28 protein-coding genes and 1 other RNA gene are annotated in these 24,004 nt (G+C 67.7%); 21 read left to right on the forward strand and 8 right to left on the reverse strand.

The window, feature by feature from the left end; translation table 11 throughout:
- Window positions 1-19: 19 nt before the first annotated feature.
- Window positions 20-1,015, reverse strand: coding sequence for a KpsF/GutQ family sugar-phosphate isomerase (locus tag BM388_RS00420; RefSeq protein ID WP_089846053.1), 996 nt, complete (start codon window positions 1,013-1,015; stop codon window positions 20-22).
- Between the two features lie 40 nt (window positions 1,016-1,055).
- Window positions 1,056-2,006 carry a calcium/sodium antiporter gene (locus tag BM388_RS00425; RefSeq protein WP_089846055.1) on the reverse strand — a complete coding sequence of 317 codons (951 nt, stop codon included), beginning with the start codon at window positions 2,004-2,006 and terminating at the stop codon, window positions 1,056-1,058.
- A gap of 157 nt (window positions 2,007-2,163) precedes the next feature.
- Here BM388_RS00425 and BM388_RS00430 point away from each other — a divergent pair, with 157 nt between their 5' ends.
- The 9 genes from BM388_RS00430 (at window position 2,164) to hisD (ending at window position 8,996) form a co-directional block, all read left to right on the forward strand.
- A complete protein-coding gene (locus BM388_RS00430) occupies window positions 2,164-2,976 on the forward strand; it encodes an ABC transporter ATP-binding protein (protein ID WP_089846057.1) in 813 nt (270 codons plus the stop codon).
- Window positions 2,973-3,755, forward strand: a complete 783-nt coding sequence (gene mlaE / locus BM388_RS00435) for a lipid asymmetry maintenance ABC transporter permease subunit MlaE (protein ID WP_089846059.1) — start codon at window positions 2,973-2,975, stop codon at window positions 3,753-3,755. The genes BM388_RS00430 and mlaE overlap by 4 nt, the downstream gene beginning before the upstream one ends.
- A 16-nt stretch (window positions 3,756-3,771) precedes the next feature.
- Window positions 3,772-4,236, forward strand: coding sequence for an outer membrane lipid asymmetry maintenance protein MlaD (gene mlaD, locus BM388_RS00440; RefSeq protein ID WP_089846061.1), 465 nt, complete (start codon window positions 3,772-3,774; stop codon window positions 4,234-4,236).
- 4 nt (window positions 4,237-4,240) lie between these two features.
- Window positions 4,241-4,891 carry an MlaC/ttg2D family ABC transporter substrate-binding protein gene (locus BM388_RS00445; RefSeq protein ID WP_089846063.1) on the forward strand — a complete coding sequence of 217 codons (651 nt, stop codon included), beginning with the start codon at window positions 4,241-4,243 and terminating at the stop codon, window positions 4,889-4,891.
- Window positions 4,888-5,226 (forward strand): STAS domain-containing protein, encoded by a 339-nt coding sequence (locus BM388_RS00450; RefSeq protein ID WP_089846065.1) that lies wholly within the window; start codon window positions 4,888-4,890, stop codon window positions 5,224-5,226. The genes BM388_RS00445 and BM388_RS00450 overlap by 4 nt, the downstream gene beginning before the upstream one ends.
- 140 nt (window positions 5,227-5,366) lie before the next feature.
- Window positions 5,367-5,621 (forward strand): BolA family protein, encoded by a 255-nt coding sequence (locus BM388_RS00455; protein ID WP_245781416.1) that lies wholly within the window; start codon window positions 5,367-5,369, stop codon window positions 5,619-5,621.
- A gap of 12 nt (window positions 5,622-5,633) precedes the next feature.
- Window positions 5,634-6,896: a UDP-N-acetylglucosamine 1-carboxyvinyltransferase gene (gene murA, locus BM388_RS00460; protein ID WP_089846069.1), complete on the forward strand. Its 1,263-nt coding sequence runs from the start codon at window positions 5,634-5,636 to the stop codon at window positions 6,894-6,896.
- Window positions 6,897-6,916: 20 nt separating this feature from the next.
- Window positions 6,917-7,579 carry an ATP phosphoribosyltransferase gene (hisG, locus tag BM388_RS00465; RefSeq protein WP_089846071.1) on the forward strand — a complete coding sequence of 221 codons (663 nt, stop codon included), beginning with the start codon at window positions 6,917-6,919 and terminating at the stop codon, window positions 7,577-7,579.
- Window positions 7,580-7,673: 94 nt separating this feature from the next.
- The gene (gene hisD / locus BM388_RS00470; RefSeq protein ID WP_089846074.1) at window positions 7,674-8,996 is read left to right on the forward strand and encodes a histidinol dehydrogenase; all 1,323 of its coding nucleotides are present in this window, start codon (window positions 7,674-7,676) and stop codon (window positions 8,994-8,996) included.
- A 115-nt stretch (window positions 8,997-9,111) separates the two neighbouring features.
- Here hisD and BM388_RS00475 read toward each other — a convergent pair whose 3' ends face one another.
- Window positions 9,112-10,335 carry a S1C family serine protease gene (locus tag BM388_RS00475; protein ID WP_089846076.1) on the reverse strand — a complete coding sequence of 408 codons (1,224 nt, stop codon included), beginning with the start codon at window positions 10,333-10,335 and terminating at the stop codon, window positions 9,112-9,114.
- Window positions 10,336-10,438: 103 nt separating this feature from the next.
- Here BM388_RS00475 and BM388_RS00480 point away from each other — a divergent pair, with 103 nt between their 5' ends.
- Complete coding sequence (locus BM388_RS00480; RefSeq protein ID WP_089846078.1) at window positions 10,439-11,200, forward strand: Nif3-like dinuclear metal center hexameric protein; 762 nt, start codon at window positions 10,439-10,441, stop codon at window positions 11,198-11,200.
- A gap of 80 nt (window positions 11,201-11,280) precedes the next feature.
- Here BM388_RS00480 and BM388_RS00485 read toward each other — a convergent pair whose 3' ends face one another.
- Entirely contained in the window at window positions 11,281-11,727 is a 447-nt protein-coding gene (locus tag BM388_RS00485) for a Z-ring associated ZapG family protein (RefSeq protein WP_089846080.1), read from the reverse strand.
- Between the two features lie 195 nt (window positions 11,728-11,922).
- Here BM388_RS00485 and zapE point away from each other — a divergent pair, with 195 nt between their 5' ends.
- The 8 genes from zapE to BM388_RS00525 all read left to right on the forward strand — a co-directional run bounded on the left by zapE (window position 11,923) and on the right by BM388_RS00525 (window position 18,226).
- A complete protein-coding gene (zapE, locus tag BM388_RS00490; protein WP_089846082.1) occupies window positions 11,923-13,098 on the forward strand; it encodes a cell division protein ZapE in 1,176 nt (391 codons plus the stop codon).
- A gap of 166 nt (window positions 13,099-13,264) precedes the next feature.
- Window positions 13,265-13,693, forward strand: a complete 429-nt coding sequence (rplM, locus tag BM388_RS00495) for a 50S ribosomal protein L13 (RefSeq protein ID WP_071941796.1) — start codon at window positions 13,265-13,267, stop codon at window positions 13,691-13,693.
- A gap of 13 nt (window positions 13,694-13,706) precedes the next feature.
- Entirely contained in the window at window positions 13,707-14,096 is a 390-nt protein-coding gene (gene rpsI / locus BM388_RS00500) for a 30S ribosomal protein S9 (protein ID WP_089846085.1), read from the forward strand.
- A 218-nt stretch (window positions 14,097-14,314) separates the two neighbouring features.
- Window positions 14,315-14,908 carry a ubiquinol-cytochrome c reductase iron-sulfur subunit gene (gene petA / locus BM388_RS00505; protein WP_089846087.1) on the forward strand — a complete coding sequence of 198 codons (594 nt, stop codon included), beginning with the start codon at window positions 14,315-14,317 and terminating at the stop codon, window positions 14,906-14,908.
- Window positions 14,908-16,167, forward strand: coding sequence for a cytochrome b (locus BM388_RS00510; RefSeq protein WP_089846089.1), 1,260 nt, complete (start codon window positions 14,908-14,910; stop codon window positions 16,165-16,167). Before petA ends, BM388_RS00510 begins: the two co-directional genes overlap by 1 nt.
- The gene (locus BM388_RS00515) at window positions 16,167-16,937 is read left to right on the forward strand and encodes a cytochrome c1 (protein ID WP_089846090.1); all 771 of its coding nucleotides are present in this window, start codon (window positions 16,167-16,169) and stop codon (window positions 16,935-16,937) included. The genes BM388_RS00510 and BM388_RS00515 overlap by 1 nt, the downstream gene beginning before the upstream one ends.
- 145 nt (window positions 16,938-17,082) lie before the next feature.
- Window positions 17,083-17,709, forward strand: coding sequence for a stringent starvation protein SspA (gene sspA / locus BM388_RS00520; RefSeq protein ID WP_089846092.1), 627 nt, complete (start codon window positions 17,083-17,085; stop codon window positions 17,707-17,709).
- Between the two features lie 52 nt (window positions 17,710-17,761).
- Window positions 17,762-18,226, forward strand: coding sequence for a ClpXP protease specificity-enhancing factor (locus tag BM388_RS00525; protein ID WP_089846094.1), 465 nt, complete (start codon window positions 17,762-17,764; stop codon window positions 18,224-18,226).
- A 135-nt stretch (window positions 18,227-18,361) separates the two neighbouring features.
- Here BM388_RS00525 and BM388_RS00530 read toward each other — a convergent pair whose 3' ends face one another.
- The 4 genes from BM388_RS00530 to BM388_RS00545 are packed head-to-tail and all read right to left on the reverse strand — an operon-like array spanning window position 18,362 to window position 21,679.
- Window positions 18,362-18,940 (reverse strand): BON domain-containing protein, encoded by a 579-nt coding sequence (locus BM388_RS00530; protein ID WP_089846096.1) that lies wholly within the window; start codon window positions 18,938-18,940, stop codon window positions 18,362-18,364.
- A gap of 4 nt (window positions 18,941-18,944) precedes the next feature.
- Window positions 18,945-19,538 (reverse strand): phosphoheptose isomerase, encoded by a 594-nt coding sequence (locus BM388_RS00535; RefSeq protein ID WP_089846098.1) that lies wholly within the window; start codon window positions 19,536-19,538, stop codon window positions 18,945-18,947.
- Window positions 19,539-19,575: 37 nt separating this feature from the next.
- Entirely contained in the window at window positions 19,576-19,944 is a 369-nt protein-coding gene (locus BM388_RS00540; RefSeq protein ID WP_089846100.1) for a YraN family protein, read from the reverse strand.
- Window positions 19,928-21,679, reverse strand: coding sequence for a penicillin-binding protein activator (locus BM388_RS00545; RefSeq protein WP_089846101.1), 1,752 nt, complete (start codon window positions 21,677-21,679; stop codon window positions 19,928-19,930). The genes BM388_RS00540 and BM388_RS00545 overlap by 17 nt, the downstream gene beginning before the upstream one ends.
- Before the next feature lie 58 nt (window positions 21,680-21,737).
- On the opposite strand from BM388_RS00545, the gene rsmI reads away from it, so the two are divergent.
- The 3 genes from rsmI to rsmH all read left to right on the forward strand — a co-directional run bounded on the left by rsmI (window position 21,738) and on the right by rsmH (window position 24,004).
- Window positions 21,738-22,595: a 16S rRNA (cytidine(1402)-2'-O)-methyltransferase gene (gene rsmI / locus BM388_RS00550; protein WP_089846104.1), complete on the forward strand. Its 858-nt coding sequence runs from the start codon at window positions 21,738-21,740 to the stop codon at window positions 22,593-22,595.
- A gap of 32 nt (window positions 22,596-22,627) precedes the next feature.
- Window positions 22,628-22,994: RNase P RNA component class A (gene rnpB, locus BM388_RS00555), an RNA gene on the forward strand.
- A 53-nt stretch (window positions 22,995-23,047) separates the two neighbouring features.
- A complete protein-coding gene (gene rsmH, locus BM388_RS00560) occupies window positions 23,048-24,004 on the forward strand; it encodes a 16S rRNA (cytosine(1402)-N(4))-methyltransferase RsmH (protein WP_089846335.1) in 957 nt (318 codons plus the stop codon).

A 24,004-nucleotide genomic window follows, 5' to 3' on the forward strand; every position in this document is an offset into this window, starting at 1 on the left:
AGCGGATGGTCGCAAGGGATCAGATGACGCCGCTGGCGAGCAGGTCGTGCATGTGCAGGGCGCCGATCGGGCGGCCGTCGGCGTCGACCACGGCCAGCGCCGAGATGCGCCCGTCCTCCATCAGGCGCACCGCTTCGGCGGCCAGGGTGTCGGGGGCGATGCGCTTGCCGGGGCGGGTCATGACGTCATCGACGGTGAGCCCTGAGAGGTCGCTGTGCTGATCGAGGGTGCGGCGCAGGTCGCCGTCGGTGTAGACCCCGGCCAGGCGGCCATCCTCGCCGACCACGCAGGTGAAGCCCAGGCCCTGGCGGGTGATCTCTAGCAGGGCGTCACGCAGCGGGCTGCCCAGCGGCACCGCGGGCAGCCGGTGGCCCTGGTGCATCAGGTCGGCGACCCGCAGCAGCAGGCGCTTGCCGAGGCTGCCGCCGGGGTGGGAGAGGGCGAAGTCCTCGGCGGTGAAGCCGCGTGACTCGAGCAGCGCCACGGCCAGGGCATCGCCCAGCGCGAGGGCGGCGGTGGTCGACGAGGTCGGCGCCAGGTCCAGCGGGCAGGCCTCGCGTTCGACGCCGGCGTCCAGATGAGCGTCGGCGTGGCGTCCAAGGGTCGAGTCGGGGCGACCGGTCATGCTGATCAGCGGCGTGCCCATGCGCTTGAGTAGAGGCAGCAGGGCGGTGACCTCGGCGGTCTCGCCGGAGTTGGAGAGCGCCAGCACCACGTCGCCGCGGGTGATCATGCCCAGGTCGCCGTGGCTGGCCTCGCCGGGATGCACGAAGAAGGCCGGCGTGCCGGTACTCGCTAGCGTGGCGGCGATCTTGCCGGCGATATGGCCCGACTTGCCCATGCCGGTGACCACCACGCGGCCGCGGCAGGCGAGTATCAGCCGGCAGGCCTGGTCGAAGGCGTCGTCGAGGCGTTCGGCCAGGGCCGCCACGGCCTGCTGTTCCAGTTCCAGGGTGCGGCGGGCACTGTCGCGCAGGAGGGAGGTGCCGGCCGCGGAGGGTGTGTCGTTGGTCATGGCAGTGATTGTTGCCCGTTGTGAGGTTTCACTCAAGGGGTCAGGCCGCGGGGGAAAGGCCTGCGCTTCCCAGCCAGGTCAGATAGGCGAGGTAACAGAGCAGCAGCAGGGCCCCGGGCAGCCGTCCCAGCCGGCCGCGCCGATTCCACAGCAGCAGCGCGCCCAGCGCCAGGGTCAGCAGCAGCATTACCGGATAGTCGCGGGCGGCCGCGGCGGGGTCGGTGGCACCCGGCGCCAGCAGGGCGGGCACGGGCAGCACGGTCAGCATGTTGAAGAGGTTGGAGCCGATGACGTTGCCGATGGCCAGGTCGTGGTGGCGCTTCAGCGCGCTGGCGACGCAGGCGGCGAGCTCTGGCAGGCTGGTGCCGATGGCCACCACGGTCAGGCCAATGGTGAGCTCGCTGATCCCGAGCCCGCGGGCCAGTTCGCTGGCGCCCCACACCAGCGCCCGAGAGCTGGCCACCATGATCACCAGGGTGCCGATCAGCCAGGCCAGGGCCTGGCCCAGCGGCATCCCGGGGATCTCGCCGCCGCTCTCGTCGTCCGGGGCGTCGGCGCGAAACAGCCACCACAGGCTGAACACCAGCAGCGCCAGCAGCAGCGCGCCGTCGAGGCGATCGAGATGGCCGTTGGCCAGCGCATAGCCGGCGAGGCCCGTGGCGCCGAGCAGCAGCGGCAGTTCGCGACGCACGATGGAGAAGCGTACCGGGATCGGCACCACCAGGGCGGTCACGCCCAGCACCAGGCCGATGTTGGCGATGTTGGAGCCCAGCGCGTTGCCGACGGCGAGGTCCGGCACCCCGTCCAGGGAGGCCATCACCGAGACCACGATCTCCGGCGCCGAGGTGCCCAGCGAGACGACGGTCATGCCGACCAGCAGGGTGCTCATGCCGGCCCGCCACGCGGTGGCGGCGGCGGCGCCGACGAAGCGGTCGGCGCTCCACAGCAGGCCGATGAAACCGAGCGACACGATCAGCAGGGGAACCAGCATGGCGAGATCCGAGCGGGGAATGAAGGGCGCACATTGAACATGGCGGGCCCCGGCGGTGCAAGGGCGCCGTCGGGGCGCTGGCGCGCCGGGGCAGGGTTAGGATACGATGTTCGACAATTTTGCGAAGGACGCTAATTTTGCGAAGGAAGCTGACGAAATGACGGACTCCCCCTTCGTGGAGGTGGAGCGCCTGCACTTCTCCCGCGGCGAGAAGGAGATTTTCCGTGGCGTCGACCTGGCCATTCCGCGAGGGCGGATCACCGCCATCATGGGGCCCAGCGGCACCGGCAAGACCACGCTGCTCAAGATGATCGGCGGCCAGCTCACTCCCGACGCCGGTCGCGTGCGCATCGACGGCCAGGACGTCCATGCGCTGTCGCGCCGGGACCTGTTCGGCCTGCGCCGGCGGATGGGCATGCTCTTCCAGAGCGGGGCGCTGTTCTCGGACCTGGATGTCTACGAGAACGTGGCCTTCCCGCTGCGGGTGCATACCGACCTGCCCGAGGCGATGGTCCGCGACGTGGTGCTGATGAAGCTCCAGGCAGTGGGGCTACGCGGTGCTCGCGGGCTGATGCCTTCGGAGCTCTCCGGCGGCATGGCGCGGCGCGTGGCGCTGGCCCGGGCGATCGCCCTGGACCCGGAGCTGATCCTCTACGACGAGCCCTTCGCGGGGCAGGACCCGATCTCCATGGGCGTGCTGGTGCAGCTGATCAAGCGCCTCAACGATGCGCTGGGGCTGACGGCGGTGGTGGTCTCACACGATATCAAGGAGACACTGAGCATCGCCGACTACGTCTACGTGATCTCCGACGGCCAGGTGATGGCCCACGGCACCCCGGCGAGCCTCGACGCGGATCGCGACCCGCGGGTCAGTCAGTTCATGCACGGCGAGCCGGACGGACCGGTGCCGTTCCACTACCCGGCGATGGACTTCCACGCCGATATCCTGGGCAGCGGAGGGCCGCAATGATCGAGCGAATTCGCCGCCTGGGACATCGCGGCTGCGAGGTGATGGAATCCCTGGGGCGGGCCGGGATCTTCCTCGGCCAGTCGGCGGTGGGGGTGCCGAGCCGCGAGGGGCTGCGCCTGTGGGTCAGCCAGATGCACTTCGTCGGCGTGATGTCGCTGGCCATCGTGCTGGTCTCGGGACTTTTCATCGGCATGGTGCTGGCCCTGCAGGGCTACACCATCCTGGTCGACTTCGGGGCCGAACAGGCGCTGGGCCAGATGGTGGCGCTTTCGCTGTTGCGCGAGCTGGGCCCGGTGGTAGCGGCGCTGCTCTTCGCCGGGCGAGCCGGCTCCGCCCTGACCGCCGAGATCGGCCTGATGAAGGCCACCGAGCAGCTGACCAGCATGGAGATGATCGGCGTCGATCCGCTGCGTCGCATTATCGCCCCGCGCCTGTGGGCCGGCTTCGTGGCCCTGCCGCTGCTGACCATCGGCTTCAGCGTGGTGGGGGTGTGGGGCGGCCAGCTGGTCGGCGTCGAGTGGCTGGGGGTGTTCGAGGGCTCCTACTGGGGGAACATGCAGGCCAGCGTCGAGTTCGTCGACGACGTCGTCAACGGCCTGATCAAGAGCCTGGTGTTTGCCCTGGTGGTGACCTGGATCGCGGTCTTCCAGGGCTACGACCTGATTCCCACCTCGGAAGGCATCTCGCGTGCCACCACCCGCACGGTGGTCTATTCCTCTCTGGCGGTCCTGGGCCTGGATTTCGTGCTCACCGCCCTGATGTTCGGAGAGCTTTCCTGATGTTCGGAGCAAACGGATGAAGCGCAGCAAGACGATGGAGCTCGGGGTCGGCCTGTTCATGCTGGCCGGTATCCTGGGCCTGGTGTTCCTGGGGCTGCGCGTCAGCGGACTCAGCCTGAGCGTGCCCAGCGAGACCTTTCGGCTCGAGGCCAACTTCGCCAATATCGGCGGCCTGAAGCCGCGTGCCCGGGTCACCATGGCCGGGGTCACCGTGGGGCGGGTCGAGAGCATCGAACTGGATACCGACTGGTACGATGCGCGGGTGGTGATGGAGCTCGATGGCGACCTCGAGGGACAGTTGCCCGAGGACAGCACCGCCGCCATCCTCACCGCGGGCCTGCTGGGTGAGCAGTACGTCGGCCTCTCGGTGGGCGGCGCCCCCGAGACCCTCGGCGACGGCGACACCCTGCGCGACACCCAATCGGCCCTGGTGCTGGAGGAACTCATCCAGCAGTTCGTGACCAGCATGGTCAAGGAGTAACGACATGAAGACGATTCCCCTGCGCGCCCTGTTCCTCGGGCTCGGCCTGCTGCTGGCGGCCCTGCCGCTGATGGCCGCCCAGACCGATCAGCGCCCCGAGCAGATGATCCGCGACAGCATCGACGACCTGATGACCCGCATCGAGGGGCGCGAGGCGTACTTCGCCGATCACCTCGATGAGCTCGAGGCCATCGTCGACGACAGCCTCGAGGACGTGGCCGACTTCCGCTACATCGGCGCCAGCGTGATGGGCCGCTACTTCGGCAACGCCACCCCGCAGCAGCGCTCGCGCTTCGTCGAGACCTTCCGCAAGACGCTGATCGACACCTACGCCAAGGGGCTGGTGACCTTCGACTACCGCGAGATCCGCGTGCTCGACAACCAGCAGGCCTCGCGGTACGAGGACCAGGCCAGCGTGGCCATGGAGGTGGTGGCCAACGACGGCACCGTCTACCCGGTCAGCTACTCGCTGCGCCTCGACGACGGCCAGTGGAAGGTGGTCAACGTGATCGTCAACGGCATCAACCTCGGGCTGACCTTCCGCAACCAGTTCGACCAGGCCATGCGCGACCACGGCCGCGACTATGACGCGGTGATCGACGGCTGGTCGCCCGACCTCGCCGTCGAGGAGCTGGAAGAGGGCGGCAGCGCGTGAGCCTGCTGCTGGAGCGGCACGGCTCCCGCCTGGAGGCCGATGAACGGCGTCTGGCGGTGACCGGGGAGGTCGGCTTCGGGGTGGCCTCGGCGCTGGCCCAGGCCGGCCGTGACTGGCTGGCGGCCCGGCCGGCGGGCAGCGAGGTGACCTTCGACCTGAGCGGGGTCGGCCGCGTCAGCAGCGCGGCGCTCAGCGTGCTGCTGGAGTGGACGCGCCGGGCCCGCCGGGCGGGGGTGCACGTCGCCTGCGTGCGCCTCTCGCCACCGCTGGAGCGCCTGACCCGGGTCGCCGGGCTCGACACCCTGCTGCCCCTGGGAAGCGTCGAGCCCGCCTGACGGCGGCCCGCGTCCTCCCCATCGCCAAGCGCGGTGCTTTTCTTTACCATGTTCTGCCATGACTGGACGCCCCCGCCGGCCCTTGCGGGCCCGGCGGGCGTGTCCGCGACGAATCGATGAACCACAGGAGTGCCGGTTCCATGCAACCCAGTGACGTCAAGGCGCTGCTCGAGAACCGACTCGACGGCTGCGAGTTTCACATCCAGGGCGAAGGCTGCAATTTTCAGGTGATCGCCGTCGGCGAGGTCTTCGAGGGCCTCTCGCCGGTCAAGCGCCAGCAGATGATCTATGGCGCCCTGACCGAGGAGATCGCCTCCGGCGCCCTGCATGCGGTGAGCATCAAGACCTATACGCCACAGCAGTGGCAGGCGGCCACCGACCAGCAGGGGGCCTGAGGGCGACCTTTCATGGACAAGCTGATCATTACCGGCAACGGCCCCGTCGACGGCGAGGTCTGGGCCAGCGGCGCCAAGAACGCCGCCCTGCCGATCCTCTGCGCGACCCTGCTGGCCGACGAGTCGGTGACCATCGGCAACCTGCCGCACCTGCAGGACATCACCACCACCCTGGAGCTGCTTGGCCACATGGGCGTGCAGCCGGTGATGGGTGACAAGATGTGCATCCAGCTCGACGGCTCCCAGGTGACCGACTGTCACGCGCCCTACGAGCTGGTCAAGAAGATGCGCGCCTCGATCCTGGTGCTCGGGCCGCTGCTGGCCCACTTCGGCCATGCGGACGTCTCGCTGCCCGGCGGCTGCGCCATCGGCTCGCGCCCGGTGGACCTGCACCTCCGTGGCCTAGAGGCCATGGGGGCCGAGGTCAGCGTCGAGGGCGGCTACATCCGTGCCCGAGTCGATGGCCGGCTGCACGGCGCCACCATCTTCTTCGATACGGTCACCGTGACCGGTACCGAGAACCTGCTGATGGCGGCAACGCTGGCCGAGGGCACCACGGTGCTTGAGAACGCGGCCAAGGAGCCCGAGGTCGTCGACCTGGCCGAGTGCCTGATCAAGATGGGTGCGAACATTCGCGGCCACGGCACCGATACCATCGTCGTCGAGGGCGTCGAGCGCCTGCACGGCGCCTATCACGACGTGATGCCGGATCGCATCGAGACCGGCACCTTCCTGGTGGCGGCAGCGCTCTCACGGGGCCGGGTCAAGGTGCGCCGGACCCGCGCCGACATTCTCGATGCGGTGCTGGCCAAGCTCGAGGAGGCCGGCGCTACCATCCGCCACGGGGACGACTGGATCGAGCTCGACATGCAGGGGCGCCGGCCCAAGGCGGTCAACCTGCGCACGGCGCCCTATCCGGCCTTTCCCACCGACATGCAGGCGCAGTTCGTGGCCATGAACGCCGTCGCCGAGGGCAGTTCCCGGGTGGTCGAGACTATCTTCGAGAACCGCTTCATGCACGTGCAGGAGCTCAACCGCATGGGGGCCGACATCGCCCTGGAGGGCAATACGGCGATGATCACCGGCGTGGAGACGCTCTCCGGCGCACCGGTGATGGCCACCGACCTGCGAGCCTCGGCCTCGCTGGTGATCGCGGCGATGATGGCCGAGGGCGAGACCCTGGTCGATCGCATTTACCACATCGACCGTGGCTACGAGTGCATCGAGGAAAAACTGCAGCTGCTGGGCGCGCGCATCCGGCGCATTCCCGGCTGAGCCGACAACAGGCGAGACCCATGAGCAAGCAACTGATCCTGGCCCTCTCCAAGGGCCGTATTCTCGACGAGACCCTGCCCCTGCTGGCCGATGCCGGGATCACCCCGGCCGAGGACCTGGGCAAGAGCCGCAAGCTGCTGTTCGACACCAATCTGCCGGACGTCAAGCTGGTGGTGATCCGGGCCACCGACGTGCCGACCTACGTGCAGCTCGGCGCGGCGGATCTCGGGGTGGCCGGCAAGGACGTGCTGCTCGAGCATGGCGTCGAGGGGCTCTATGAACCGCTCGACCTGGAGATCGCCCGTTGCAAGCTGATGACCGCCGGCATCACCGGCGCCGAGCCGGCTCGGGCGCGGCGCCGGGTGGCCACCAAGTTCGTCAACGTGGCGCGCCGCTACTACGCCGAGCAGGGCATCCAGGCCGAGGTGATCAAACTCTATGGCGCCATGGAGCTGGCGCCATTGATGAACCTGGCCGACGAGATCGTCGATATCGTCGATACCGGCAACACCCTGCGCGCCAACGGCATGGAGCCCCGCGAGCTGATCGCCCCGGTCAGTACCCGGCTGGTGGTCAACAAGGCCGCGATGACCATGAAGCACGCCCGGCTCAAGCCGCTGCTCGCCCGCCTCAACGAGGCCGTGGCGGCGCGTCGCGACGACGCGCCGCTGTCGGCGTCGTAGCCCGCCGGCCCGGCCCGCGGCGAACCGCCGCGGGCGCCCCGTTTCTTGCGATCACCCCGATGCGACGAACCTTGATGCGAGAGGAAGCCTTCTCATGAGCGAATCCCCCACTGTCGCCGTCGACATCGCCCGGCTGTCGACCGAGCAGGACGACTTCGATGCCCGCCTGGATCACCTGCTGGCCTGGGAGGGCGTCTCCGATGCCGCGATTCAGCAACGCGTCGACGAGATCCTCGCCGCGGTGAGGGCGCAGGGCGATGCGGCGCTGATCGAGTACTCCAATCGCTTCGACCGCCTTGCCGTGACCTCCATGGCCGAGCTGACGCTTTGCGAGCCGCGCCTGCGCGAGGCCTACGAGGGCCTGCCGGCGCAGCAGCGCGAGGCGCTCGCGGCGGCCGCTGAGCGCATCCGGGTCTACCACGAGCATCAGAAGCCGGCCTCCTGGCAGTACACCGAGGCGGACGGCACCGTGCTCGGCCAGCAGGTCACCCCGCTGGATCGCGCCGGCATCTACGTGCCGGGCGGTAAGGCGGCCTATCCCTCCTCGGTGCTGATGAACGCCATTCCCGCCCACGTGGCCGGCGTGCGCGAGATCGTTATGGTGGTACCGACCCCCGACGGGGTGCTCAACGAGCTGGTGCTGGCGGCGGCCTATCTGGCCGGCGTCGATCACGTCTTCACCCTCGGCGGGGCCCAGGCGGTGGCGGCGCTGGCCTACGGCACCGAGACGGTGCCACGGGTCGACAAGATCGTCGGGCCGGGCAACATCTACGTCGCCACCGCCAAGCGGGCGGTGTTCGGTCAGGTGGGCATCGACATGATCGCCGGCCCCTCGGAGATCCTGGTGGTCTCCGACGGCGGCACCGATCCCGACTGGCTGGCCATGGATCTCTTCTCCCAGGCGGAGCACGACGAGGATGCCCAGGCGATCCTGGTCAGCTGGGACGAGGCGCACCTGGCGGCGGTGGAGGCCTCTATTGCCCGGCTGCTGCCGACCCTGGAGCGGGCGGAGATCGTGCGCGAGTCGCTGTCGCGTCGCGGGGTGCTGATCCGCTGCCGGGATCGCGACGAGGCGGCAACGCTGATCAATCGCATCGCCCCGGAGCACCTCGAGCTCTCGGTGGCTAACCCGGAGGGCTGGCTTGGTGATGTGCGCCACGCCGGCGCCATCTTCATGGGGCGCTACACCGCCGAGGCGCTGGGCGACTACTGTGCCGGACCCAACCACGTGCTGCCGACCTCGGGCACGGCGCGCTTCTCCTCGCCGCTGGGAGTCTACGACTTCCAGAAGCGCTCCTCGATCATCCACTGCTCAGCCGAGGGGGCCGGCGAGCTTGGCAAGATCGCCTCGACCCTGGCCCGGGGCGAATCGCTGACCGCCCACGCGCGCTCCGCGGAGTATCGCCTCAAGCCTTGAAAGGCCGGGCGGCGCCGAGGCGCCGGCCATGCGACCATGCAGAGAGGGCCCCGCCATTCGGCGGGGCCCTCGGCGTTTTGGGGCCGCTGGCTCAGGCGGAACGGGCGCGTCGCCCTCAGCGCTGCTCGGGGCGGCGCAGCCTCGGCGTCGGCCGCTCGCCCAGCTCGATGGTCACCTCGCGGCGCTCACCGCCGCGCACCACCGTCAGCGGCAGGCGGGTGCCGGGCTCCACCGCGGCGATGTCGCTCATGGTCTGTCGGGGATCCAGCACCGGCTCGCCGTCCACCTCCAGCAGCACGTCGCCGGGCTGCAGGCCGGCCCGGTCGCCGGGGCCGTCCGGCACCACGCCGGCGATCACCACGCCGATGGGGTTCTTGAGCCCGAAGGAGGCGGCGAGCTCACGATTGAGCTCCTGAGCCTCGATGCCCATCCAGCCGCGGATGACGCGGCCCTTGACGACCAGCTCCTCGAGGATGCTGCGGGCCAGGTTGGCGGGGATCGCGAAACCGATACCCTGGGAGCCGCCGGAGCGCGAGAAGATCGCGGTGTTGATGCCGACCAGCGCGCCCTCGGCATTGACCAGGGCGCCACCGGAGTTGCCGGGATTGATGGCGGCATCGGTCTGGATGAAGTCCTCGTAGGCGTTGAGGCCCAGATGGCTGCGGCCGGTGGCGCTGATGATGCCCATGGTGACCGTCTGGCCGACCCCAAAGGGGTTGCCGATGGCCAGTGACACGTCGCCGATGGCGATCTGGGTGGTGTCGGTCAGCTCGATCACCGGCAGTGAGTCGAGCTCGATGCGCAGCACGGCGAGATCGCTCTCCGGGTCGGTGCCGATTACCTCGGCGAGGGTCTCGCGCCCGTCGCGCAGCGCGACCTGGATCTGGTCAGCCCCGCGGATCACGTGGTGGTTGGTCAGCACGTAGCCGTCCTCGCTGACGATCACCCCGGAGCCGAGGCTCGAGAGCATGCGCTGTCGACGGGGCGTCTCGTCGCCGAAGAACTGTCGGAAGAAGGGGTCGGACATCAGCGGGTGCTCCTCCCGCTCGACCACTCGGGACGAGTAGACGTTGACGACGGCGGGCGCGGCCCTTGCCACCGCCTGGGCGTAGCTCACCGGTCCCTGCTGCCTCGTCAGCGGCTCGGCCTGGCGCACCTCGGGGGCGTCGCGGGATTCGGCCGGCTCTTCGGGCGCACGCGGGGCGGTCTCATAGGGCGCTGTGGCAGGCGCAGGAGGCGGGGGGCGTCCGATCAGCTGTGGGAAGGCGTTGAGCAGCACGATGGCCCCCAGTACGCCGATGAGCACGGGCCAGAGGTAGGGGAGCAGGGTGCGTCGCATGCGGCGGGGGTCCTTGTCGACGATGCTGGGTCGCGGGGCATCCGCCCGCTGGTTACACTGTGCGGATTGTAACATTGCCAACCCGACCGCGCCTGGAGGCCGAATGACGAATCGAGACGACCTAGTCGCCGCCTGTGATCGCCTGCTCGAGCCCGAGCGTTTCAAGGACTACACCCTGAACGGCCTGCAGGTGGCCGGCCGCGACCGGGTGGCCCGGGTGATGAGTGGCGTGACGGCCTGTCAGGCGCTGCTTGACGAGGCCGTGGCCTGGCAAGCGGATCTGCTGCTGGTCCATCACGGCTACTTCTGGAAGAACGAGCCGGTCGCCATCACCGGCATGAAGCGCCGACGCCTGGCGACGCTGCTGGCCCATGACATCAACCTGCTGGCCTACCACCTGCCGCTGGACGCCCACCGCGAGCTTGGCAATAACGCCGAGCTCGGCCGACGGCTGGGGTTCACCGTCACCGGCTGCGCCGACGGCGCGCTCGGCGAGGGGCTGGTATGGCTCGGCGAGCCGTCGCCCGGACTCGATGCCCTGGGCCTGGCACGCAAGGTGGGCGATTGCCTGGGGCGCGAGCCGCTGCTGATCGAGGCGCCGGGTGGCGGCGAGATCCGGCGGGTCGCCTGGTGCACCGGCGGCGCTCAGGACATGATCGCGACCGCCGTCGAGGCCGGCGCCGACGCTTTCATTTCCGGGGAGATCTCCGAGCGCACCACCCACCTGGCCCGCGAGATGGGTATTCACTATTTGGCGGCGGGCCACCATGCCACCGAGCGCTACGGGGTGCAGGCGCTGGGCGAGCGGTTGGCCGCAGAGTTCGCTGTCGAGTACCGCTTCGTCGATATCGATAATCCGGCCTGATCGAAATGACGACGCCCCGGCAGTGGGCCGGGGCGTAGGCGGGTGTCCGTTGCCGAGGTGCGCGACGAGCGCGCGTCGGCTCAGTAGCGCGGCGGCTGCGGAGCCTCGCTGTCGTTGGCCTGCTTCAGGCCGAAGTCCTCGGAGAGGGTGCCGCGGTTGCCGTCGGCGTAGTCGCGAGGCACGGCCGGTTCGGTGGCCTCATCTTTGGCGGGCGCGGGGGTGGCGGCGTCCATGGCCTGGCGGCGCAGCGAGGGGGCGCCTAGGGTGGTGCTGGCCGACGCGGCCTCCTGCTCGAGGCTCTGGCTCTCCCGGCGCAGGCCCTCGGCCAGCTGGCCGATACGCTCCAGGCTGTCGCCCAGGCCATCCTTGAGTTCGGCAAGTGTCCGCTCACGCTCGGCGAGGCGCTGGCGCAACCGTTGAGTGTTGCCGGCGCTGGCGTTGAGCAGGTGGTAGCCCAGCGCCCCGATCCCGATGCCGGCCAGCAGGCAAGCGGCGGCCAGTACCCAGCTGATGTTGGTCTCATCCACGTTGTACGTCTCCCTGGAGCAATGGCCCTGGCGTGGGGGCCGCCGGGGCCGTCGTGAGGCCGCTTCTGGCCGGGGATTCCATTATAGGGGCGAGCCCGTGTGCCGGGTCAATGCGGGCGAGTGCGCATGCTAACGACCGACGGGATGCGTATAATGCTCATCCCCATGCCCGAGGACAGGCCATCAGGAAACCCCATGAGCGAGCCGCACCCCCCCAAGGCCCACCGCGAGTCGCCGATGACTCGCTACCGTGCCGATCTAAAGCGCCGTGATTTTCAGCACGATGCCGCCCAGGAGCAGGCGGTGGCGCACCTGCAGCGCCTCTATGACGACCTGGTGGCCACCCCGCCCTCGCGGGTGGCTCCACCCAAGCGCGGCGGTGGGCTTGCCTCGCGGGTGGCGGGGCTGTTCGGGCGGGGCAGGAGCGACGCGCCCGCCGAGCCGGCGCTGCCTGCCGTCAACGGGCTCTACTTCTGGGGCGGCGTGGGGCGCGGCAAGACCTACCTGATGGACACCTTCTTCGAGACGCTGCCCTTTCCCGAGAAGATGCGCACCCATTTCCACCGCTTCATGCAGCGGGTGCACAACGAGCTCGAGCACTACAAGGGCGAGAAGAATCCGCTCGCGCTGATCGCCGCCAAGTTCGCCGCCGAGGTGCGGGTGATCTGCTTCGACGAGTTCTTCGTCAAGGACATCACCGATGCGATGATTCTGGCCAACCTGCTCGAATCGCTCTTCGAACACGGCGTGGTGCTGGTGGCGACCTCCAACATCGTTCCCGGGGAACTCTACAAGGATGGTCTGCAGCGGGCGCGCTTCCTGCCGGCCATCGACCTGCTCGAGCGTCACTGCGAGGTGGTCAACGTCGACTCGGGCGTCGATTACCGGCTGCGCGTGCTGGAGCGCGCCGAGATCTTCCACGCCCCGCTCGATGCGGAGGCCGAGACGCAGCTCGCCCGCAGCTTTCGCGAGATCGCCGGTCACGAGGGCGAGGAGGGCGCGCCCATCGAGATCAATCACCGCGTGCTGCATACCCGCCGGCTACACGACGACGTGGTGTGGTTCGAGTTCAGCGAGCTCTGCGACGGGCCGCGCAGCCAGAACGACTACATCGAACTGGCGCGGGAATTCCACAGCGTGCTGGTCTCCAATGTCACCCGCATGAGCGGGGCCACCGATGATCGCACGCGGCGCTTCATCAACATGGTCGACGAGTTCTACGACCGCGGCGTCAAGCTGCTGATGTCCGCCGAGGTGCCGGCCGAGGAGCTCTATCGCGACGGGCGCCTGGAGTTCGAGTTCCAGCGCACGCTCTCACGCCTGCAGGAGATGCAGTCCCACGATTACCTGGCGCTGCCCCACAAGCCTTGACCCGCAAGCGCTGACGCCCCTTCCCCTCTGGGGCGCGGGTCGTGTAGAATGCGCGCTCGCTCGACCGTTGCGTCGTCCCTCGGGGCGGGCAACCAAGAAGAATAGGGACGGTTCGATGCCGGCCATCCGGCAACAGAACCCAATACATCCTAATGGTGATTCACCCATGAAGACGTTCACTGCCAAGCCGCAGTCCGTCCAGCGCGACTGGTTCGTCGTCGACGCTGCGGACAAGACACTCGGTCGTCTGGCCACCGAGATCGCTCGCCGCCTGCGTGGCAAGCACAAGCCGGAATTCACCCCGCATGTCGATACCGGCGACTACATCGTCGTGATCAATGCCGAGAAGGTGAAGGTCACCGGCAACAAGGTCAACGCCAAGACCTACTACCGCCACACCGGTTATCCGGGCGGTCTGCGCTCCATGAATTTCGAGAAGATGATCGCCCACGCACCGGAGCGTGTCATCGAGTCCGCCGTCAAGGGAATGCTGCCGAAGGGTCCCCTGGGTCGTGCCATGTACTCGAAGCTCAAGGTCTACGCCGGCACCGAGCATCCGCACGCTGCCCAGCAGCCGCAAGAACTGAACATCTGAGGGAGTCTTCGCCATGACACAGCAGTATTACGGTACCGGGCGCCGCAAGACCTCTACCGCGCGCGTCTTTCTGAAGCCGGGCACCGGCAAGATCACCGTCAACAGCCGTGAGCTGGACCAGTACTTCGGTCGCGTCACCGGCCGCATGGTGGTTCGTCAGCCTCTCGAGTTGACCGAGACCCTCGGCCAGTTCGACGTCTACGTCACCGTCAAGGGCGGCGGCGGCAGCGCCCAGGCCGGCGCCATTCGTCACGGCATCACCCGTGCCCTGATGGAGTACAACGAGGACTTCCGCGGTCAGCTGCGCGAAGCCGGGTACGTCACGCGTGACGCCCGTAAGGTCGAGCGTAAGAAGATCGGCCTGCGCAAGGCGCGCCGTCGTCCGCAGTTCTCCAAGCGCTGATACGCACGTATTGCCGCTCGAATACGCCCAGGTCCTGCGACCTGGGCGTTTCTTGTTTCGGATCAAGAATTTGTCGCCGGTTTGCTCCGAGGGCAGGGAACCTTTCCTTGTGCGGGGCGACGCGATTTTTTAAGATAGTGCGCATTTGATATCCGTGGTCGCGGGGGATTCACTGCCCGTGATGGAACAGCGGGTAAGTCGATGGGAGAAATCTGAAAATGGCAGATAACGGCGTAAACAAGGGTCGGCGCCGTTTCCTCGTAGGTGCCACCACCGTCGTGGGTGCGGTGGGTGCCGTCGGGGTTGCGGTCCCCTTTGTAGCTTCCTGGCAGCCGAGCGCCAGGGCGAGAGCCGCGGGTGCGCCCGTGCAGGCAGACGTGTCGAAGCTCGAACCCGGGCAGCGCATGACGGTCGAATGGCGTGGCAAGCCGGTGTGGATCCTCAATCGCTCGTCGGAGATGATCGAGCGAACCGAGGCAATCGATCCCTCGGAGCTGGCGGATCCGGACTCCAGCGTGCCGCAGCAGCCGGCCTACGTGGAGGGAACGCTGCGCTCCATCAAGCCTGAGATCGGCGTGCTGATCGGCATCTGCACCCATCTGGGCTGCTCGCCGGTGTTCCGGCCGGAGCCTGGCAGCGTCGACGTCGGAGACTGGCCCGGCGGCTTCTTCTGCCCCTGCCACGGCTCACGCTTTGACCTGGCAGGTCGCGTGTTCGCCAACGTGCCGGCGCCGACCAACCTCGAAGTGCCACCTTACCGCTTCGACAGCGATGTATTGATCACTGTCGGCGAAGATGAGGAGTCTGCCTGATGGGTAATCCTAACAAGGCCAAGGCGGAGCGCGGCTTCATGCGCTGGGTCGACGACCGCTTCCCCGCCACTCAGATGTGGGAAGAACACCTGGCCAAGTACTACGCGCCGAAGAACTTCAACTTCTGGTACTTCTTCGGTTCGCTGGCCCTGCTGGTGCTGGTCAACCAGATCCTGACCGGTGTCTGGCTGACCATGAGCTACAACCCCTCCGCCGAGGGCGCCTTCGCCTCGGTCGAGTACATCATGCGCGATGTGGAATGGGGCTGGCTGATCCGCTACATGCACTCCACCGGCGCCTCGGCCTTCTTCGTCGTGGTCTATCTGCACATGTTCCGCGGCCTGCTCTATGGTTCCTACAAGGCGCCCCGCGAGCTGGTGTGGATCTTCGGCATGACCATCTACCTGGCGCTCATGGCCGAAGCCTTCATGGGCTACCTGCTGCCCTGGGGCCAGATGTCCTACTGGGGTGCCCAGGTCATCATCTCGCTGTTCTCTGCCATTCCGGCCATCGGCCCGGACCTGGCGCAGTGGGTGCGCGGTGACTTCCTGATCTCCGGCATCACCCTGAACCGCTTCTTCGCCCTGCACGTGGTGGCGCTGCCCATCGTGATTCTGGCGCTGGTGGTGCTGCACATCATCGCCCTGCACGAGGTCGGCTCCAACAACCCCGACGGCATCGACATCAAGAAGAAGAAGGACGAGACCGGCAAGCCGCTTGACGGCATTCCCTTCCATCCGTACTACACGGTGAAGGATATCGTCGGCGTGGCGGTGTTCCTGTTCGTCTTCGCGGTGGTGATCTTTTACTTCCCGGAAGGCGGCGGCTACTTCATCGAGAAGCCCAACTTCGAGCCGGCCAACCCGCTGAAGACGCCGGACCATATCGCGCCGGTGTGGTACTTCACGCCCTTCTACGCGATGCTGCGGGCGATCACCTTCAGCCTGTTCGGTCTCGACGCCAAGTTCCTGGGGGTCATCGTGATGGGGGGGGCGATCGCCATCCTGTTCGTGCTTCCCTGGCTGGACAAGAGCCCGGTGCGCTCCATGCGTTACAAGGGGTGGATCTCCAAGGTGATGCTGCTGCTGTTCGCCATCAGCTTCGTGATCCTCGGCGTGCTCGGCGTGCTGCCGACCACCGAGACCCGGACCCTGGTCGCCCAGCTGTGCACCGCGCTCTACTTCGCCTTCTTCCTGCTGATGCCGATCTACACCCGGCTGGAGAAGACCAAACCCGTTCCGGAAAGGGTGACTGGCTAATGAAAAAGCAACTGTTCGCACTGCTCTTCGCGCTGGTGCCGATGGTCGGGTTCGCCGCCGGAGGCGGAGGCGTCCACCTGGAGGAGATGAACCCGGACCTCGAGGACAAGGCCTCGCTGCAGAACGGCATGAAGCTCTTCGTGAACTACTGCATGGGCTGCCACTCCATGGAGCACCAGCGCTTCTCGCGGGCGGCCGAGGATCTGGACATGCCCCAGGGGCTGGTCGAGGACAACCTGATCTTCTCGGATGCCCTGAGGTTCAATGATCAGATGCACATCGCCATGGATAGCGGCGATGCCGAGGGCTGGTTCGGGGCGCCGCCGCCGGACCTGACCCTCGAGGCGCGTCTGCGCGGCACGGATTGGATCTATACCTACCTGCTGAGCTTCTACAAGGATCCGGAACGTCCCACCGGGGTCAACAACACGGTCTTCCCGCTGGTGGCCATGCCCAACGTCCTGGAGCCGCTGCAGGGGGTGCAGGAGAAGGTCTGCGCCGCTAGCGACAAGCCGGTCCCTGGGGCCGAGCTCGATCCGCTGACCGGCAAGTACCAGTCCTGCGAGACGCTGCAGGTGACGCAGCCCGGCCAGATGGAGCCTGAGGAGTTCGAAGAGGCGATCTACGACCTCACCAACTTCATGGCCTATGCCGGCGAGCCTTCCAAGCTGCAGGCTCAGTCACTGGGGCCCAAGGTGCTGATCTTCATCTTCATCTTCGGTGTCATCGGCTACCTGCTCAAACGTGAGTACTGGCGCGACATTCACTGATCCGCCAGCGACAGTGAACCTCGGGGCGCACGGTCACAGGCCGTGCGCCCCGATGCTTTTTGCCCGATACCGGGCAGCACGATCGGCCTCAAGATGGGGGTGATCGTGTTATCATCCCGGCACGAACTGATGCGAGGATTGTTTCATGGGTGTAGTGGCCAAGCGGTCGTCGATGATCTTCTATTCCGGAGGAGATGATCATTTCAGCCATCGTGTGCGCATCGTGCTCGCCGAAAAGGGTGTCGCCGTGGACATCGTCGAGGTGAGCGACGAGCAGCGTCCCGAGGAGCTTGCCGACCTCAATCCCTACAACAGCGTGCCCACGCTGCTCGACCGCGACCTGGTGCTCTACGAGTCCAAGGTGATGATGGAGTACCTGGACGAGCGCTTCCCGCATCCGCCGCTGTTGCCGGTCTATCCCGTGGCCCGTGCCAAGAGCCGGCTGTGGATGCATCGCATCGAGCGCGAATGGTGCCCGCTGGTCGAGCAGATTCAGAACGGTGCCAAGAAGGACGTGGAGAAGGCCCGCAAGGAGCTGCGCGAGAGCCTCGTCGGCATCTCACCGATCTTCGAGGACATGCCCTTCTTCATGAGCGACGAGTTCACGCTGGTGGACTGCTGTCTGGCGCCGATCCTCTGGCGCCTCCCGGCGCTCGGCATCGAGCTGCCAGAAAAGCAGGTCAAGCCGCTGCTCGGCTACATGGAGCGGGTCTTCGACCGCGATGGCTTCAAGGCGTCTCTCAGTGAGAACGAGCGCGAGATGCGCGCCTGATCTACTCTGCATCCCCCGGCATGCCCGGGGGTCTACCCCAGGAGGGCTAACTATGCACTCGAGCCGTCCCTATATGGCCAGGGCGCTGTACCAGTGGCTGCTGGACAACGAGCTGACGCCCTATATCGTCGTCGACGCCGAGCAGGCGGGTGTCGAGGTGCCGCGCCAGTTCGTTCAGAACGGTCAGATCGTGCTGAACCTCGCGCCGAGCGCCATTCGTGACTTCGCCATGGAGAACGCGGCGGTGAGCTTCTCGGCTCGCTTCGGCGGACAGCCCATGCAAATCATGGTGCCCATGGAGGCGCTGATCGCCATCTACGCCCGCGAGAATGGCGTCGGCATGGTGTTCGGTCACGAGCCGGTGATGCCGGTCGAGGCCGACGAGGCGGAAGACGCGCCTCCCCTCAGTGAGGTGGAAAGCTCGGTCGAGTCTGGTGACGAGGTCGGTGACGAATCGGCCAGCGACGAAGCGTCGCGGCCGCGCAAGGGGCGCCCCTCCCTGCGCGTCGTCAAGTAGGCCGTTCGTCCGTACGCGGCGGACGATCCGTCGGCGCGGGCAGAGCGTCCAGCGAAAGCCAGAATTGAGACACAACGCAAGACGGCAGGCCATGGGCCTGCCGTCTTGCGTTTCACGCCTAGTCATTCGGGGCGTTCAGTCGAGGTAGTCGAAGACCTTGACGATGCGCTGCATGCCGCCCAGGCCCGCGACGGAGCGCACGATGCGCTCGGCCTCGCTGCGGGTGACGATGCCCATCAGGTAGACGCTGTCGTTCTCGGTGATCACCTGGAGGCGTCCCGAGTCGATCTCCTGGTTGGCGACCAGATGAGAGTTGATACGGGTGCGCAGCCAGGTGTCGGCGAGGCGCTGGCTGGCCGGCAGATTGGCGGCGATGGCGAGCTCGTTGTGCACCTCGCGCACGTTGCGTACCGCGCCGGCGACGCGTTCGGCCTTGGCTTTCAGCTCGTCGCTGGGCACCTGGCCGGTCAGCAGCACCACGCCGTTGAAGCTGTCGACGTTGATGCGGGCATCACTCAGTCGGGCATCGGTGCGGCCGAGGTTGTGGGCGACCTTGGTCTCTATGCTCTGATCTTCGACCTGCGTACCGAAGGTGCGCTCACCGTAGTTCTCGTCGATGGTGCCGGGATTGGTGACGCCGGTCACGGTGGTGCAGCCGGCAAGCCCGAGGGCCAGGCTGAGCAGCAGGGGCGTCAGCAGGGAGGTCTTGGTCATGGGGTTACTCGCTCGTGCCGAAGAGTTGCTCGTCGATAAGATCGCAGAGGCAGTGGATGGCCAGCAGGTGGACCTCCTGGATGCGCGCCGTGGAGGTCGCCGGTATGCGGATCTCGCAATCGTCCTGGCCCAGCAGCGAGGCCATGTCGCCGCCATCGCGGCCGGTCAGGGCGATCACCGTCATGTCGCGGTCATGAGCAGCCTGGATGGCCTGGATGACGTTGGCGGAGTTGCCGCTGGTGGAGATCGCCAGCAGGACATCGCCGGGCTGGCCCAGGGCGCGAATCTGCTTGGAGAAGATCTCGTTGTAGCTGTAGTCGTTGGCGATGGAGGTCAGCGTCGAGGTGTCGGTGGTCAGGGCCAAGGCCGGCAGGCTGGGGCGCTCGCGTTCGAAGCGATTGAGCAGCTCAGAGGAGAAGTGCTGGCTGTCGCCGGCGCTGCCGCCGTTGCCGCAGGCCAGGATCTTGCCCTCGTTGACCAGGCACTGGACCATCATCTGGCTGGCGACCTCGATGAAGGGGGGGAGCACTTCGCTGGCGTAGGTCTTGGTGTCGATGCTGGCGTTGAAGTGGCCGAGTATGCGCTGCTGGAAATCCATGCGGGTTCCGGGTCCTTTGGCAAAGTGGCTTGACCGGTCAGGGGGCTTCGAAGGCGTTCGCGACCCAGTCGATCTCGAGGTCGGGCGGCGTGCCGGTCACGGCCAGCACGTCGAAGCGGCAGGCACATGATAGCCGGTTGCGCTGGAGATAAAAACGCGCCGCCTTGATCAGGCGGCGCTGCTTGGTGGGGGTGATGGTCTCGAGCGGGTGGCCGTGACGGCTGTCGGCGCGGTGGCGAACCTCGACGAATACCAGCACTTCGCCGTCGCGCATCACCAGGTCGATCTCGCCGCCCCTGGCATGTTGGTTGCTGGCCTCGAGAGCTAGCCCGCGGTCGACAAGCCAGCGGGCGGCGAGTCGCTCGATGGCGCCGCCGCGGGCGCGGGCGTCACGGGGTCCGGTCATCGCCTAACACGCCAGGGCTCAGCACGGGTTGGGGCACGCCGTCAACGAAGCGGGCCCAGGGCAGGCGGCGCTGGATGCGGCCGTCAGCTTGCGCGCTCAGGGTCCCCGTGGCGCCGAACAGTTCGGTGCCGCCGATCGCCTGCAGCTGTGGCATGCGCAGGGCCAGCTCATAGGCATCCACGCCCATGGCCATCAGGCGAAACATCGTCGAATCGGACTCGTCGCGCAGCTCGCGGTAGCTGGCGAGGAAGGGCAGGGCCTCCACGCCGCCCACCGCTGCATCGGGAATCTGCCAGGGGATGTCGGCGAACATCACGTCGTTCAGGTCGGCGTCCAGGCGTGGCTGGCGTCGGCCTTCGAAGAGGTGCGAGGTGGCGTAGATCGGCAGGTCGCCGCTGTAGGCGTAGTCCAGGTTGGGTGGCACCTGGCGGGCGTAGTCCGGCAGTGCCAGCAGGAACAGCATGTCGGGTTTGGGGTTCGTGGCCGCTCGTTTGGCGCTTTCGGTAGCCGGCGCCTGCGGGCTGTAGTGGACGGCGTTGGCGATGTCGCCGCCCAGGTCTTGCCAGCTGTCCGTGAAGGCATCGCCCACGCGGCGTCCCCAGCCGTTATTCGGGACTAGCAGCGAGGCCAGGCGATGGCCGTCGCCGTAGGCGCGCTGCGCGGCCTGGCGCGCCTCGTCCTCGGCGGAAAGGCCATACTGGAAGAGTCCCTTGGCCCTGTTGCGCTCGCTGCGACCATAGTTGAGCGCAAGGGTCGGCATCGCTACCCGCTCGCGCTGCTCGAGTCGGCTGACGACGTCCTTGTCCAGCGGGCCGATCACCACCTGGGCACCGAGGGCGGAAGCCTCCTGATACAAGGCTTCCATGTTGCCGCTGCTGCTGTCGATGAAGCTCAACTGGGCGCCGCTGTCGACGCCCGCCAGATGGTGGGTGCGGATGCCCTGGCGGGTCGCCTCGGCAATGCTCGAGAGGGGGCCGGACTCCGGCAGCAGCACGGCGATATGATCCACTCGCTGCCCGCGCAGCTCGCTCAAGGCGGTGATCTCGGCGGGCAGGCGCCGCGCCGCCGGATGGCCGCGGTAGCGCTCGCGCCAGTCGTCCAGGCGCGCGAACAGACGCTGTATGTCGCTGCCGGTGGAGCGCACCAGCTCGGTCAGGGCGATCCAGCCGTCAGTCAGGTCGTCGCCGTCGTCGCGCAGCGCGCCGAGCTCGCGACGATCCAGCCGGGAGAGCTGTGCCCAGATCGGATCGTTGAGGTTTTCGCGCTCGGTCTCGGCCTGGACCCGGAGCAGCGCCCGGGCGGCGGCGAGGGGTTCGTCTGCCTCGCCAAGCGCCAGGCCGAGGCGTTCGCGCAGGGTCAGCGAGGCTTCGCGGGGCAGCTCGATCTCATCGAGAAGCTGCCCGGCCTGGATGACCGCCCAGGGGTCGCCTTCGGTCTCGCCCAGCTCGGAGAGCAGCAGGGCCCAGCGCACACGGGCCTGGCGTTTCAGGCGGCTGTCGTCGATCTGCTTGGCGACCTCCAGCGCCTGGGTGCGATTGCCCCGGCGTGCTAGGATATCGGCCGCTTCCAGGCGCGACGCGGCTGCCTGCTCGGGGGTCTGCTGTGCGGCCTGCTCGAGCAGGCGCTGCGGATCGACGTCGGGCTGTCGCTCGATGATGCCCGGCTGGAAACTGCAGCCCGCGAGGAGCAGCGCGGTCAGCGCAACGGCCAGCGGGCCGCGTAACGAGATCTTCATGATTCCTTCCCTTGTTTCCATGATCCAGAACATCCCACCAGAGCATCGAGGAGTCGAGATGTCCGATACGCCTGCCGGTTCATTGTACGTGGTCGCCACGCCGATTGGGAATCTGGACGACCTGAGCCCGAGGGCCGCCCGGGTGCTCGGCGAGGTGGCGCTGATTGCCGCCGAGGATACCCGTCACAGCGGTCGATTGCTGCGCCACCTGGGGCTGTCGCGCCCGATGCTTTCGCTGCACGAGCACAATGAGGCGGCGCGAGTGGACACCCTGGACGCCCGGCTCGCGGCTGGCGAGGACGTCGCCCTGATCTCTGATGCCGGCACGCCGCTGATCAGCGATCCGGGGTTCGTGCTGGTGCGCGAGCTCCGGGCGCGGGGGCGCCGTATCGTCCCGCTGCCGGGGCCCTGTGCTCTGGTCGCGGCCCTCTGTGCGGCGGGGCTGCCCACCGACCGCTTCCTCTTCCAGGGCTTCTTGCCGGCAAAGGGAGGGGCTCGGCGTGCGCGGCTGGAGGCGCTCGCCGACCGGGAGGAGACCCTGGCGTTCTACGAGTCGCCCCACCGGATCCGCGACACCCTGGCCGATCTGGGAAGCGTGCTGGGCGAGCGCCGAGTGGTGCTGGCCCGGGAGTTGACCAAGACCTTTGAGACCTTCCTCGATGGCAGTGCCCGGGAGCTGCTCGCCCGCATGGAGGCGGACCCGGATCAGGCCCGCGGCGAGTTCGTGGTGATGATCGCTGGCGCCGCTCGCCGCGATGATGCCGAGCAGACGGCGGTGGAGGCCGAGGCCCTGCTCAAGGCCCTGCTCGCCGAGGGGGTGGGGGTCAAACAGGTCGCCGCGGTGGCCTCGCGGGTGCTGGGCGGCGTGAAGAAGGAGTGGTATGCCAGGGCCCAGGCGCTCAAGGACGGTCATTGAGGCGGCGCCCAGGCGCTGGTATCCTTGCCGCGGGAGTTGGCCAGACAGTCGCCGCCATCGCCGATCTCCGGGTCGGCGGTGGGGGAGGAAAGTCCGGGCTCCATAGGGCAGAGTGCCAGGTAACGCCTGGGCGGCGTGAGCCGACGGAAAGTGCAGCAGAGAGTAGACCGCCTACGTCTCCTTCGGGAGGCCGGTAAGGGTGAAAGGGTGCGGTAAGAGCGCACCGCGCGCCTGGCAACAGTGCGTGGCACGGTAAACCCCACTCGGAGCAAGACCAAATAGGAACCCCATGGCGTGGCCCGCGCTGGGTTCGGGTAGGTTGCTGGAGGGCCGTGGTGACGCGGTCCCTAGAGGAATGACTGTCCACGACAGAACCCGGCTTATCGGCCGACTCCCACTCCGAACATTGCCGTCGCGAACGGCCCTTCAAGCATCCCACCATCGAGAAGTGCATGCCGCCATCCGCCCCTGAACAGCCCGTCCGCGGCTTTTGCCATGCCAGCGTGCTGCTCGATGGCGCCGTGGAGGCGCTGATCCACGATGCCGACGGGATCTATCTCGATGGCACCTTCGGTCGCGGCGGCCATTCCCGCGCCATCCTCGAGCGGCTCGGCCCCGCGGGGCAGCTGCTGGCCATCGACCGCGATCCCCAGGCGATCGCCGAGGCCGGCACCATCACCGATCCCCGCTTCGCCATCGAGCGCGGCGAGTTCGCCCGACTCGACGAGATCGCCGAACACCGTGGCCTGCACGGTCGGCTCTCCGGGGTGCTGCTCGACGTCGGCGTCTCCTCGCCCCAGCTCGACGACCCCGAGCGCGGCTTCAGCTTCCTGCGCGACGGCCCGCTGGACATGCGCATGGATCCCGAGCACGGCGAGAGTGCCGCCGACTTCCTGGCGCGCGCCAGTGAAAGTGAGATCGTGCGCGTCTTCAAGAGCTACGGCGAGGAGCGCTTCGCTCGCCGCCTGACCCGAGCCATCCTGGCGCGGCGCGTCGAGCGTCCCTTCGAGCGCACCGCGGATCTCGCCGAGGTGGTCAAGTCCGCCCATCCCGCCTGGGAGAAGGGCAAGCACCCCGCGACCCGCGTCTTCCAGGCGCTGCGCATCCAGGTCAATGGCGAGCTCGACCAGCTTGATGCCGCTCTCGATGCGGCCCTCGAGGCCCTTGCACCGGGTGGGCATCTGGTGGTGATCAGCTTCCACTCGCTGGAGGATCGGCGAGTCAAGCGCTTCATCCGCGACCACGTGCGCGGTGATACCGACCTGCCGCGGGGCATCCCGGTCCGCGACGATCAGCTCAAGCGGCGCCTCGAGTCGCTGGGCAAGGCGCGTCGCCCCTCCGCCGAGGAGGTTCAGGAGAATCCCCGGGCGCGTAGCGCGGTGATGCGTGTAGCGCGCAAGCGATACTGA

Origin of the sequence: Halomonas saccharevitans, assembly GCF_900116405.1 — a bacterium.
Taxonomy (GTDB): Bacteria; Pseudomonadota; Gammaproteobacteria; order Pseudomonadales; family Halomonadaceae; genus Halomonas; species Halomonas saccharevitans.